We start from the raw sequence: 12,372 nt of genomic DNA, 5'->3' as shown, positions 1-12,372 counted from the left end.
TTTCCGCGCTGCTCGGAGCCTGAGCCTGCGATTTACCTGCGCACATCCGGAGTCGGAGTTTATGCCCTTCAGGGTGCTTACCTCTGAACAGTTACGGTTCAGGGTAAACTGCTGGTTTTTAGCTCTTTGCTAGTTACGAAACTGTTCATATTACCGTTCCGGTAAGCGAAATCAAGAATTCCTTGTTTCCCTTCGGTCCCAGAATCGGAGATTCAATGACTCCCTCCACCTTAAGGTTGCGGGCAGAAGAAAACCGGACGACTCCAGCAATTGCCTGTTGGTGAGAATATTCATCTTTGACAACTCCACCTTTTTCAACAAGTTCTTTCGGTAACTCAAATTGAGGTTTGATGAGGGCCAGGATCCGAATTTTTTCCCTGAACAAAGGGAGAAGAGGAGGAAGGAGCGTGGTCAGGGAAATGAAGGATGCATCGATGACTGCTAAATCGAGCGGTTCGGTGATCTGGTCTTTACTGAGATTACGTGCGTTGAATCTTTCAACAACTACAACTCGGGGATCCTTCCGCAGTTTCCAGGAAAATTGCCCATAAGCCACATCAACAGCGTAGACGCGGCCTGCTCCATGCTGAAGCAGGCAGTCGGTGAAGCCGCCACTGCTCGCGCCGATATCGGCGCAGATCATCTCAGCTACATCAAGGCTAAAATGGGAGAGGGCCTTTTCCAGCTTAAGGCCACCCCTGGAGACATAGCTGCAGCCCTGCTTAGTCCGTATACGATCCTTTAGATCATGAAGGTTGCCGGCCTTATCGGAGCATGTATCGTTGACGAATACCTGTCCCGCACCTATGAGTGCTCTGGCAGTCTTAAGATCAGGCGCCAATTTATGCAGGACAAGCAATTCGTCGAGTCTGGTTTTCAAAGACAAAATCCCGTCAGTTTATCTTTGAGCTTCGTTCTTTGGCTCTCTCCGCCTCAGGTGAGGAAGGATATGCAGTCGCAATTTTCTTGTATATTATCTTGGCCGTCTCAAAATCGGATACTTTTTCAAAAGCCATCCCCTGCTTTAACAGTGCTGAAGCGGCGCGTGCATGAGATGGATGATTGGAGATAATATTTTGATACTGCAAAATAGCCTGGTCGTACTCCTCCTGATTAAAAAGACTTTCCCCCATCATATATTTGGCTGTAATGACTTTATCACCGGTTTTATGCTCCAGGGCATATTTTTCATAGAGATCATACGCCTTGGCAAAATCTCCATCGGCATACGCCTTATCGGCCGATTCTAAAGAGTCAGGAGTCGCTTGAGGTGTTGATTCAGGGGGTGACACTGAAGCGGAGGAATCGGTTTTCTCTGGTTGTACGGTTGGTTGTGGTGAGGGTTTCCTCTCTGCAGAATTGCCATAAACCGTTTTTGTCTTATTGGCGTCAATCGACACCACCTCCTGGCCATTACTACTTGCAAGAGCCTGACTTGAGGCTTTGGCGCGCGCTCTGGCCTTTTCAGCGGCAAGAGCGGCAGCCTCAGCTTTTTTTCGGGCTTCCTGTATGCGGGATTCCTGAATGGATTGCAGCACTTTCTGTTGTTGAGTCAGGGATTTCTCCAAATCGTCTAGCTTGGCCTCTTTTGTCTGATAGTTTGTCTGTAACGCCTTTATTTCTTTTTCTATCTCGGTGTTCATTGTTTCGGCATACTGCTGCAACGATAGATCAAGCTCCTTATTCTGCTCCGTCAGTTGTCGGTTGTAGTGCGCCATTTCATCCAGCTGTCCGCGCAGAACCAGTATCTCCTGGCGCAGCTCGTCAATTCGACTGGAAGAGGAGGCCTGCCTCTGCTGCATCTGACCGACGGTTCCCATCTTCATGTCCTCCAACTTCTTGTTAACGACTCGCAGTTGGTAATTCAGTTTGCTGACATCATCCTGGGTAGCACATTGGGTCAGGAGAGGAGAAAGAGCTAAGAGGGCGAACAAGGTAGCAAGTTTCTTTTTCATGGCTTTTTTAAGTTTGTATAATTAGTAATTGACTTCCCAGCGTGGGTAGGTCTGACTTCCGGGAAAATTAAAAAGTCTCCGTTGGAAAGAACCATTTTTCATCATTGCGTAGATTTTGTTTTCTCTGCCGTCTTGTTTCGAAAAAACTATTTGATTGCCGTCGGGTGACCAGGACGGAGATTCGTGATGACTCAAATCCGTGGTAAGTTGGGTAGATGGTGCGCCCTGTCCCGGTTTTTTTGTACAGATTTGATATACGCCGTTTCTCAGGCTCGAATAGACGATGAGATCTTCTGTCGGGTGCCAACTTGGTTCGGCATTTTCTGAACCCGTAAAGGTGATTCGCTGTGTATTTCTGGTCTTGAGGTCCATAAGATAAAGCTGCGGCCGACCAGATCTGTCGGAAACGAATACGGCCCGGTTGCCATCCGGAGAAATAGTGGCTGAAACATTTATGCCTACATTTGCGGTTACCTGTTCCAGAATTTTTCCCTCTCTATTCATGAGAAAAAGATCAGGATTCCCTTTATAGGAGAGAGTGATAAGCATCTTGCTGCCATCGGGAAACCATCCGGGAGCCAGGTTCATGCCGTTGCGCTGGGAAAGCACACGCGTGGTCTTGTTTTGACGCAGATCGGTGATATAGAGATTCTGGTTACCGGTATGGTAAGAGGTATACGTTAAAAACTTGCCGTCGGTAGGAACAAAACGCGGCGAGACTACCAGGTTCTTGTGACGGGTTACCTGGCGTAGATCCCGACCTAAAATATCAGTAAGATAAACTTCTTTTCGCTTAGCGTCACGCTCATGGGAGACGAAGGCGATTTGTGTGTCGGCAAGTCCTTTGGAGCCTGTGAGATCATGCATGATGCTGTCACAGAAGCGAAAAAGCATTTCTTTACTCTGAGAGAGTTTGCCGTTATATGATTTGCCGAGGATCATCTGATCACTGGCAACATCGAACAGCCGCATCTCCATGCTGATCGAGTTGCCTGTGGCTTCATAAACACCGAGCACAGTAAAATCAGCGCCAAGTCCTTTCCAATCGCTATTTTGGACACCATTGTACGTGCTGGTCGGAATTATGTCTATAACACCATGAAACTTTAAAGATTTAGCTAAAGTATCAGCTAAATCCTTGTCGAGTTTGTTGACCTCTCCACTGGATTGCCGATTGTGAAACCAGGGGATGGCAAAATGTATCTTACGCACATCCGCGGATCCGATTTCCAGATAAACCCGCTCCTGGGCATGGGATGCCGGGATGGAGATAAAGAACAAGAAAACCAGGATAAGCGGGTAAAGAATGGGTTTTTTCATAATAGTTGCCATTTAGTATATTATTCAATAGAACCGGGAATAAAGCGCAGGCCTAATTCAAGATTGTTTGTTTTCATAGCCGCAGGTATCGGCGGCAGAGGGGAGCCGTCTTGAAGAGCCTTTAGCACAAATTGATCGAATATCCTGTCCCCTGATTTTTTCTCGAAATACTGTTCTATTATGGAACCATCCCGGGCAATCCGGACCACAATTGTGGCCGAAAGATCCTGATCCCAGCGTTTATATTCAGGAAGTTGCCAATGCGGTTGCAATCTACTGAATACAGATGAATAATACTGCTTCTCAAGAACATTACCGCTGTTGGAAGACGAAGATCTTGCAGCAGTCCGCGGAGGGGCGTCATTAGCTACGGCCGCCGTATTAGATTCCCGGAGCATATCCTTGAGCTGGTTGACAGCCTCCATTGCGGCAAGCCGGGCCGCCTCTTCAGCCAACTGCTCGGCCCTGCGCACTTCCTCAAGATTCTGCTTGTTAATTTCATCCAATTTTTTTTTCTGTTCTACAGCTGCGGTATTATCGACTACCTTCTTGACTAGTTTTCTTTTCAAGGGCTTTATAGAAACAGGCTTAACCGGTTCGATCGGCTTTTCAGCCGGCTTCGGTGGTGTTTCTATAATGGCTGCACTGTTTTCTTTAACCGGTTCGCTTTCGGACGGAGGTATTTCCGCTTTGGCCGGCACGGGTTGAGCTTCGTTTTTTTGAGGAGAAGGTGACTCGATATTTATTAAATCAACAGTGTAAATATCCGGGAAAGGAGGACTTTTATCAAAAAACTGAGGTATATATATTGCACCTGCAATGACTGCTATATGCAGTCCCACAGCAAAATTAAACGGCAGCTTCCATTCGTGATTGTTAATGAATGTCACTTTTATTTCCTGGGACACAATATGTTACTCCTGGTTAACAGGAGGTTGGGTAATCATGCCAAGCTTGTCGAAACCTGATTCTTTAATATCGGCCATTACAGCGACAACTGTTCCATAGGCTACGTTTTTGTCTGCCTTGAGATAGATTGGATTATCTTTGTTGGTTTCTTTCTGCAGCTGCTGCTTTAAGAGAGGCTGCGGTACATCGATTTCCCTGATAAAGATTTTGCCGTTCTTGTCTATGGTAACAACGATCGGTTCCTCTTCCTGTCGCAGGGACTTACTCGTCGTTTCCGGTAAATCGATATCGAGTCCTTCATTCATCATCGGTGCGGTTATCATGAATATGATGAGCAGAACGAGCATCACATCGACAAGGGGAGTCACGTTGATATCGGATACCAGCTTTTTATGTCCATTGCCCCTGATTAACGCCATATTTTTTTGCCCTCGTACTCGCTATGGAAATGTATTACGAAATTCGTCCGAGAAGATCTCTTTCAACCAGATTAAGAAAATCCGTTGAAAAATTCTGAATGTTGCTGTCTATGTCCACCAGCTTGCTTGAGTAATGATTATAGAAAATAACAGCGGGTATGGCAACAGCAAGTCCTGCTGCCGTTGCCACTAATGCCTCCGAAATGCCCGGTGCAACTACTGCAAGTGATGCAGAGCCTCGTATCCCGATATCGTGAAAAGACGCCATAATTCCCCAGACGGTGCCGAAAAGACCAATAAAAGGGGCTGAATTTCCAGTGGTTGCCAGGAATGGCAAGGATTTCCCAAGATCCATTATTTCCTCAGATTCAGCCTTGCGGATGGCTCTTTTCAAGTTATCCATGGTAGCCAGCTGCATTTCCAGGATCTCCTTGGCTTCAGCAGTTTCTTTTCGGGTACGGATTCGATTTATTTTCTGTAGTTCTTTAAAACCTGCGGTAAAAACGGCTGCTTCCGGGCTGTACGGATAATTATCTGCCATCTCATTGGCTTCGGAAAGATTGTTTGAAGACCAGAATTGTTCAAGAAAGACAGTTGATTCTCGTTTGACCCTGCGGAAAAGCCGGACTTTCATAAAGACGATCGACCATGAGATAACAGAAAAAAGAAGCAGAATGATCATGACCAGATGACCAATCGGACCGGCCTGCAGAATCATATTGATGATTGATAGTTGCACGTGTTTATTCCTATTAAGTAGTAGAACGTATTGATAAAGCAGGAAAATCAGTAAATGTTTTTTGTATGCCTACTCATTCTAATCTTTTTGGATAAAAGATCAATACGGCTGTCTTTCAAAAATTAAGAAATCGGTGAAAAAACTAGTAACTCAGCTGAGCTGTATAAAAAAGCAGTATTACTTTTTGCGGGGCAGGGGTAGGGTAAATACTTGAAGATACACATATCTGCCGTGAAGCGGATACTGCTTGGCTTTCAGCACCTTACTCCTGGAAAACTGCCACTGAGTTCAGCTGGGTTAGATTTACAATCCCCCATTAACCTCAAGCACCGATCCGCTGATATAGGAGGCATTTGGTGTTGCCAGAAACAGTACTGCATCGGCAACTTCTTCGGCTTTGCCGAATCGGCGCATCGGCACCATTTTCTTGTAAGCAGCTACCTGATCATCCGCCAGATCATTGAGGAAATCAGTATCTATGAAACCGGGAGAGACACAATTGACGGTAATTTTCTTTCGCGCGGTCTCTTTGGCCAGACTTTTAGTCATGGCAACCTGACCGGCTTTGGAGGCTGCATAATTAGCCTGCCCGGCGAAACCCATATAGGAAACGGGTGAAGTGATAGTTATGATTCTACCGTATTTTTTTTTCATCATCAGATGAACCGCTTCTTTAGCCATCAGAAATGAACCGGTAAGATTGACATCTATAACCCTGCACCAGTCATCCGCATCCATGAGCGCAAGCACGCTATCGCGCCGAATCCCGGCATTGTTGACAAGAACGTCAAGTGTGGAAAATTCATTCTCAATTTTTCGATACAACTCTTTCACCTGAACCTGACTGGAGATATCGCACTGGTACAGTGTAAATTTTTCAGCAAGTTCTTCAAGTTCTTCGGTAAACTTCCGGGCAGCAGCAGTGTTGTCGCCATAAATCCCTATCACCCGGGCACCATACTTGAGAAAGGATGTACTTATGGCCTTGCCGATTCCTCTGGTTGCTCCGCTGACGAGTACATTGCGATTTTGAAAGTCAAACATCATTTCCTCTCGATACCTCTTAAGTAACAATCGGCGTCATTGGCGACAATAACGCCATAATTTATGGCGCCCAGCCAACCCGACATTATAATGCCGACGGACCCCACATGGAAAAGACCGGAAATTTCCTTAAATAAAGTCCTGGATACATCCAGGCCTTCGAATTTAGTGCCGAAAGAGGTTCCGGCAGTGTGGAGGGTGTAGCGATTGAAGGTTTTAGGGGTTGCTGCCTCTATGCAATCGGCTTTCTTCTCGATATCGGGAATATATCGTTTTAAATCAGCAGTAGTTCTTTGGATAAGAGCATCTTTTTGGTGCTCATATTCTTCACTGGAAAGCGTCGCCCAGTCATCATATCGGGCGTTCATGCTGGCGACAACTGTATATCTGTCGTGGCCCGGTCGGGTCTTCGGATAATAGAGAGAAAAGGTTTTTGACTGGGTTTGTACGTCTAGCAGTTCCTCGGAGTCAAAATGTTCAGCGGTGGAGGTAAAAAGAAGATCACCGATGTCATCAATGGAATTTCCCCTGGAGATGCCGAAATAGACCTGGCAACTGGAATTGTTGACCCGGATGTTATCAACTCTTTCCAGAAATTCAGAGCAAAAATGATCTCTGTCGATCAGGTCGGATACCGTATTGGTTATGCCGCTGTTGGAAATTACCGTATCGGCTCTAATCGTTTTTCCATTGACCACTACGCCTTTGACCTTTTTTTTATCAACAAGAATCTCATCCACTCTGGCTTGAGTTGCTATAGTGACCCCATTTTTTTCCAATTCCTTGACCATCATATTAATTAGTTTGTCGGTGCCGCCTTCGAAGGTGAAAACTCCCTTGTTCATGAAATTTGAAAAAACAATTCCATAGGTGATGGCAGGGTCGTCGAGCGAGGAACCGTTGGCGTAGGTGATTGGTTCCATAAGAAGCCGATGGATATCACTTCGTTGAGGGAAAAACCTCTCGAATAGCTCTCTGGTGGACATCGTCTGATCATCGTAGAAGTTCATACCGCCAATGGTCGTGAAAAAGTCGTCGATAAGAGCAGGTGAAACTTCAAATTTCTTTTCCAGCAGTTGTGTAAAGTCAGTTTTGTTGAACGTTGTCCTGAGTGAAAACTGAGGATTGTCAAAAACAATATTCTCCAGTTGGACAATAGAGTTCATTATCTCTTTATTCCAATATTTCTTGCAGGTCTTTACCATTCCATAGGGAAAACCATGCAGGGAGACGTCGAAGATATGTCCCTTCCGTTTAAACCAGGTGGCCAGGCCTCCAAGCTGATGGTGATGCTCCAGAATCAGAACGTTATGACCACAATAGGCCATTCTATTGGCGCTGGTAAGACCCCCCAGGCCGGACCCTATAATTACAACATCATATTTATCATCAAGAGAATCGAAAGATACAGGCATAAGACTATAATAATATTAGAAATACTGTTGTTCAAATGGTTGGCGTTGATAAAAATGTATCAGATATGAATCTCATTTACAACTTGAGAAACGGAAGGTAAGGCCATCACATTCGGGGTAAAATATGTTTATTAACCATTGATACACCACTGAGCATCGAACCTATAATGCCCAGAAAACCCTGGTCCGTTCCCGCTAAAAAGAGATTGGTAAAACCTATGTCTCCATCTTTGATCTTGGCAGGGCATCCATATATCGCCCCCTCTTTTTTAGCCGTATACTTTTCTATGGTCAGTGGTGTAAATGTGTCTTGGTATATAACATGCTGCTGAAAATTTCCAATGAATTTCTCCAGGACCTTAGCTGAGAAATGTGCCGTATCCCTCTTAGTTTGAAGATATTGGTCACGATCATCGGAGATCCGTTTCCATTGACTGTAATTGGCAAGATGGGTTGAGCGTACTTCTAGAAATTCCTGCTGAGGCCTTCCCCGAAAATTGCCTGGGAAGCAGATAACCCCGCTGTGCAGATCTACAGGCTTTTCCGGTCTGACATAATCGAACCTTTTTTGGCGGTTGAAAAAAATGATTGTTTTGCTGGTAGCAGTCGGACAGTCCCGGTCGAGGAGAAAGATAGACTCTATAAAACCAAGCCTCTTTTCCTTGTCGTAGGGGTCCTTTTCCCCCAGAATACGATATGTTTCGGAGAGACCTATGGTGGAAAGTAAAAAGTCACATTCAATGAATTGGCCATCTCTCATTTCCACGCCCAGAACTTTTCCGCCCTGGTGTCGTATTTTTTCCACTTCTTTGTTAAGCATGAAACTGCCTCCAAGTTCTTCGTAATGCAGGCAAAGCTTATCGAGGAATGATTTCATAGTCCCGGCAGGCCTGAACATGCCTTCCTGAAAGATTGAACGAAACATTATGACAAACTGGGAGAGATCAATGTCATTTTCAACACTTGATCCATAGAACATCAGGGGGCACAGCAGCATTTCAGTGAGGAGCTCATCTTTCAGGTAACCAAAAATAAATTTTTTAGCCGAGCGAAAGGGTGCGCTGACAAAAGGATTAAACTGATCAATTTCATTTACCATCCGCATGAAACCTCTTCTGCAGGATGGAAATTTGCTCGCAATCTCCTCCTGAATTACCCTGAAATCATTGGAAAATGATAGCTCCTTCTGATGTTCTGAAAAGTTGATTTCGCTGGAAAACTGGGGATACACCTCGAAGTTCTTCCTGCTCATTTTCAGTTGACGGAATAGCTTGTTCAACGGGGCATGTTTCTTCTCGGGCGGTGCATAATTGGTTACGGCGTGCAGCCCTGTCTCCAAAAGAGCCTTGTTCCTGTAATAGTAGGAATTTAATCCACCGGGTCGATTATGTTTTTCAATGAGGAGAACATCGGGTGAGTATCGGGCAAAACGTATGGCGGCGGCCAGTCCAGAGAGGCCGCCGCCGATAATCAGGAAAGGTACTTTCACAAAGCTAAGCGTCTTTTAGCAGCGGCTCGAGATAGTTCGCGCAACTGTTTAAGGTTGCCAGTTGGGGATAGTCTTCTTCAGGAATCTGCAGCTGATGACGTTTTCTCAGTTCCATCACGATATCGAGAAAGTCCATAGAGTCTAAATCAAGTTGATCACGTAGCGGTTTGTCCGGTTCCAGGTCATCAAATTCAGCATCTTCGTCAATGTCGGCGATAATCTCCAATATGAGCTCTTTAATTGCTTCACGTGTCATGTGTTTCTCCAGTTACATTCTCTGAAAAGTAATATCGGTAATAGTATAAAAATTTTATGAAATTCGAATTTTTAAAAATGAACCTTCCCATATACCACAAGTGAGGCATCTTTTTTATGGTTTTTTTTCAAAAGAGGATATTTTTACTTTTATCACACTTTTTTCACTATGACTGCTGAGTTAATTCCAACCATGCCAAAGGAGTTGTTCAATATGGTTTTAATCGAAGGAAGTTTAATCGGTTCATTGATTACAAGATGATCCAGATTGCATTCAGGGTCCAGTTCAGTGATATTTATGGTGGGATGAACCATGTTGTCCTGGAAAGCAGGAAGGTTGCCGGCCAGTTCCAATACGCCGGCTGCGCCCATGGCATGACCGATTATGCTCTTGGTATTATTGGCAAATGTAGAAGGGCAGTCGGCGAATGTTTTGCGGATTGCTTTGCATTCCTCTATATCTCCCTGACGTGTCCCGGTTGCGTGAGTATTGATGATGTCGATATCCCCGGGAACGAGGTCCGCTTTTCGCAGTGCCAGGATCATGCATTCACTCTGACGCTCACCGTACGGGAGCACAAAATCTCTGGCATCGGAATTCATGCCATAGCCGACTATCTCCCCGTAAATCTTACTTCCTCGCTGCAGGGCATTATCGAGTGTTTCAAGAGTAAACATGCATCCTCCCTCGGAAACAACAATACCATTTCTGCTGATGTCAAAGGGGCGACAGGCATGGCGGGGATCGTCGGCGTGTGCGAGGGCTCCCTGTGCCTTGAAGCTGGCAAAAATCCCGAAAGACCCTGTCGATTCGGAAATACCGCCGGCAAATGCCATGTCGACTTCGCCTAACTGCAACATCTGCACACCCTGAATGAGGGAGGCATTACCCGCGGCACAGGCTGCACCGATGGAATAATGAGGACCGGTGATTCCCATATTCAGGGTGATTTCACCGGCTGGATTATTGAGGACAGTGCGAGGATTATGATGATGCGTCCAATAGGCGACATCATAGTCATACTGGCTGATATTGAATATTTCCTGTTCGGTTTCAACCGTACCGTGTTCGGTGAGTCCAACATAAACACCGATTCGAGCCTTGTCGTAGAAATTGAGGTCGAGATTTGCATCGACCAGAGCTTCATTGGCGCAATAGACTCCGATGCAACCGGCTCTCGTCCCTTTCTTATTCTCTTTTTTCTTCCTGTATTTAGTCTCAGGAAAGGAGCAAATTCCTGCCGGAGCTTTACCGAAGTAACGAAGATCAATCTCCTGAATATTACTCTCGCCCCTGAGGAGTTTAGCACGAAAATCCGTAAGATTGTCGGCATTAGGAGATGTGAGTCCAACTCCTGTAATGACTATTCTTTTAAGCTCTCTGTTCATATGTGTCGGTACTGAAATTAATGAGTTAACGATTACGGAAAGATTGAGGGTATGCTACTTTTTTTAAAAATTCAAGTCTAATAACGAGTAGTGTTTAACTTCATCGTGTCAAGAAAGAGAATATTTCACAAGTCGCCATTAAGTTCCGTATGGCTAATTGAAAAGTTCGATTAGCAAGATATTGCAGAAGAGCGGGCATCTTCGAAGCCATCACCATTGAAAGAACACAAAAAAGAGCGGCCACCACCTGACGGTGATGCCACTCTTGATTCTTCTATGTGATTATGGATTAATTCTTACGAAGACTGTATAGCAGCAACAGGCCTGTGCTTCAAAAAAGGCATGATCAATTCGCTTGCAGCTCTGGTGCTTGAAAAAACCTGATCAAGTACGGAGTGACTTCCATTTTTCTTCAACTCGATCAGTTCCCAGCATTCAGGTGCCTCGGCTATCGCCTGCATGAAGGCAAGATGCTGGGTGTGGCCGGATTTGTGTGCCTGTATATGTCCAAGAAGAGGGCAGCCCAGCAGTGTCATGTCACCGATTATATCCAGAACCTTATGTCTGATGAACTCATCTTCGAACCTGAGGCCGTCTTCATTGAGAACGGAATTTCTATCCCAGTGAATTGCGATAACATTTTCAAGAGTTCCGCCAAGAGCCAGTCCATTAGCCCACAGTTCTTCGACCTGCTCTACATAGCCGAAAGTCCTGGCGCGGCTGATTTCCTGTATGAAACGCTCAGTATTGACCTCTAAACAATATGTCTGGTCCTTTATCAGGGTGTCGTCGAAGACGATTTTTCCGGTAACTTTAAAACCATGATATGGAGAAATTTTAATGACCTTGTCACCGTCTTTGTAGCATATCTCTTTGGTAATTTTCAGGATTTTACGATATTCATTCTGCCTCTCCTGGCCGGCATTTTTCAGAAGGCTGATAAATGGTGCGGCGCTACCGTCCATGATCGGCACTTCAGCAGAGTCGATTTCTATCTCAGCATTGTCGATGCCAAAACTGCTCATGGCGGCAAGAAGATGTTCCGTTGTCGAAATAGTCGCATTGCCTTCACCGATAGTGGTGGCTAAATGAGTATTCACGACCTTGTTCATATGCGCCTGAATGGGTTTATTGCGTGGAAGGTCCGTTCTGCTGAACTGGATACCGGTGTTTGCCGGAGCGGGTTTGATATGAAGGTTAACCATCCTGCCGGAGTGAAGCCCTACTCCGCAGCAGCTGATAGGTTTTTTTACTGTATGTTGAAAAGGATTTATTGAGTAATGCATTGTCTGGCCCTTATATGAAATCATTTTTATTTCTAGCTTTTATACCATATAGTGCAAAAAATAGGCCATTTAGTACTAATTTTTGTACTTGCTGTTTGCGGAAATAATTAACCCAAATACAGCAACATAGCTTCAGGTGGCAAATGAGCATC

Annotated in this window: 12 protein-coding genes; all 12 read right to left on the bottom strand. The window is 45.2% G+C overall.

Annotation, left to right across the window (positions count from 1 at the left end):
- Nucleotides 1-145: 145 nt before the first annotated feature.
- The 12 genes from JWG88_RS01555 to lpxC all read right to left on the bottom strand — a co-directional run bounded on the left by JWG88_RS01555 (nucleotide 146) and on the right by lpxC (nucleotide 12,244).
- Nucleotides 146-880, bottom strand: coding sequence for a TlyA family RNA methyltransferase (locus JWG88_RS01555; protein WP_306793033.1), 735 nt, complete (start codon nucleotides 878-880; stop codon nucleotides 146-148).
- Between the two features lie 13 nt (nucleotides 881-893).
- Nucleotides 894-1,955 (bottom strand): tetratricopeptide repeat protein, encoded by a 1,062-nt coding sequence (locus JWG88_RS01550; RefSeq protein ID WP_205231925.1) that lies wholly within the window; start codon nucleotides 1,953-1,955, stop codon nucleotides 894-896.
- Nucleotides 1,956-1,976: 21 nt separating this feature from the next.
- Nucleotides 1,977-3,275: a beta-propeller domain-containing protein gene (locus JWG88_RS01545; RefSeq protein ID WP_205231924.1), complete on the bottom strand. Its 1,299-nt coding sequence runs from the start codon at nucleotides 3,273-3,275 to the stop codon at nucleotides 1,977-1,979.
- A gap of 20 nt (nucleotides 3,276-3,295) precedes the next feature.
- Nucleotides 3,296-4,165: a TonB C-terminal domain-containing protein gene (locus tag JWG88_RS22050; protein WP_205231923.1), complete on the bottom strand. Its 870-nt coding sequence runs from the start codon at nucleotides 4,163-4,165 to the stop codon at nucleotides 3,296-3,298.
- Between the two features lie 24 nt (nucleotides 4,166-4,189).
- A complete protein-coding gene (tolR, locus tag JWG88_RS01535; protein ID WP_205231922.1) occupies nucleotides 4,190-4,603 on the bottom strand; it encodes a protein TolR in 414 nt (137 codons plus the stop codon).
- Between the two features lie 34 nt (nucleotides 4,604-4,637).
- A complete protein-coding gene (tolQ, locus tag JWG88_RS01530) occupies nucleotides 4,638-5,342 on the bottom strand; it encodes a protein TolQ (RefSeq protein ID WP_205231921.1) in 705 nt (234 codons plus the stop codon).
- Between the two features lie 303 nt (nucleotides 5,343-5,645).
- On the bottom strand, nucleotides 5,646-6,389 hold the full coding sequence (gene fabG, locus JWG88_RS01525; RefSeq protein ID WP_240194216.1) for a 3-oxoacyl-ACP reductase FabG: 744 nt from the start codon (nucleotides 6,387-6,389) through the stop codon (nucleotides 5,646-5,648).
- The gene (locus JWG88_RS01520) at nucleotides 6,386-7,801 is read right to left on the bottom strand and encodes a phytoene desaturase family protein (RefSeq protein WP_205231920.1); all 1,416 of its coding nucleotides are present in this window, start codon (nucleotides 7,799-7,801) and stop codon (nucleotides 6,386-6,388) included. Before JWG88_RS01520 ends, fabG begins: the two co-directional genes overlap by 4 nt.
- Nucleotides 7,802-7,907: 106 nt before the next feature.
- The gene (locus JWG88_RS01515; RefSeq protein WP_205231919.1) at nucleotides 7,908-9,290 is read right to left on the bottom strand and encodes an FAD-dependent oxidoreductase; all 1,383 of its coding nucleotides are present in this window, start codon (nucleotides 9,288-9,290) and stop codon (nucleotides 7,908-7,910) included.
- A gap of 4 nt (nucleotides 9,291-9,294) precedes the next feature.
- Entirely contained in the window at nucleotides 9,295-9,546 is a 252-nt protein-coding gene (locus JWG88_RS01510) for an acyl carrier protein (RefSeq protein WP_205231918.1), read from the bottom strand.
- Nucleotides 9,547-9,698: 152 nt separating this feature from the next.
- Complete coding sequence (locus tag JWG88_RS01505) at nucleotides 9,699-10,934, bottom strand: beta-ketoacyl-[acyl-carrier-protein] synthase family protein (RefSeq protein WP_205231917.1); 1,236 nt, start codon at nucleotides 10,932-10,934, stop codon at nucleotides 9,699-9,701.
- Between the two features lie 296 nt (nucleotides 10,935-11,230).
- The gene (gene lpxC, locus JWG88_RS01500; RefSeq protein ID WP_240194215.1) at nucleotides 11,231-12,244 is read right to left on the bottom strand and encodes a UDP-3-O-acyl-N-acetylglucosamine deacetylase; all 1,014 of its coding nucleotides are present in this window, start codon (nucleotides 12,242-12,244) and stop codon (nucleotides 11,231-11,233) included.
- Between the last annotated feature and the right edge of the window lie 128 nt (nucleotides 12,245-12,372).

The sequence above is a fragment of the Desulfopila inferna genome, assembly GCF_016919005.1.
GTDB lineage: Bacteria > Desulfobacterota > Desulfobulbia > Desulfobulbales > Desulfocapsaceae > Desulfopila_A > Desulfopila_A inferna.
The sequence above is the reverse complement of the archived record's forward strand: the minus strand, read 5'-3'. Positions and strand labels throughout refer to the sequence as shown.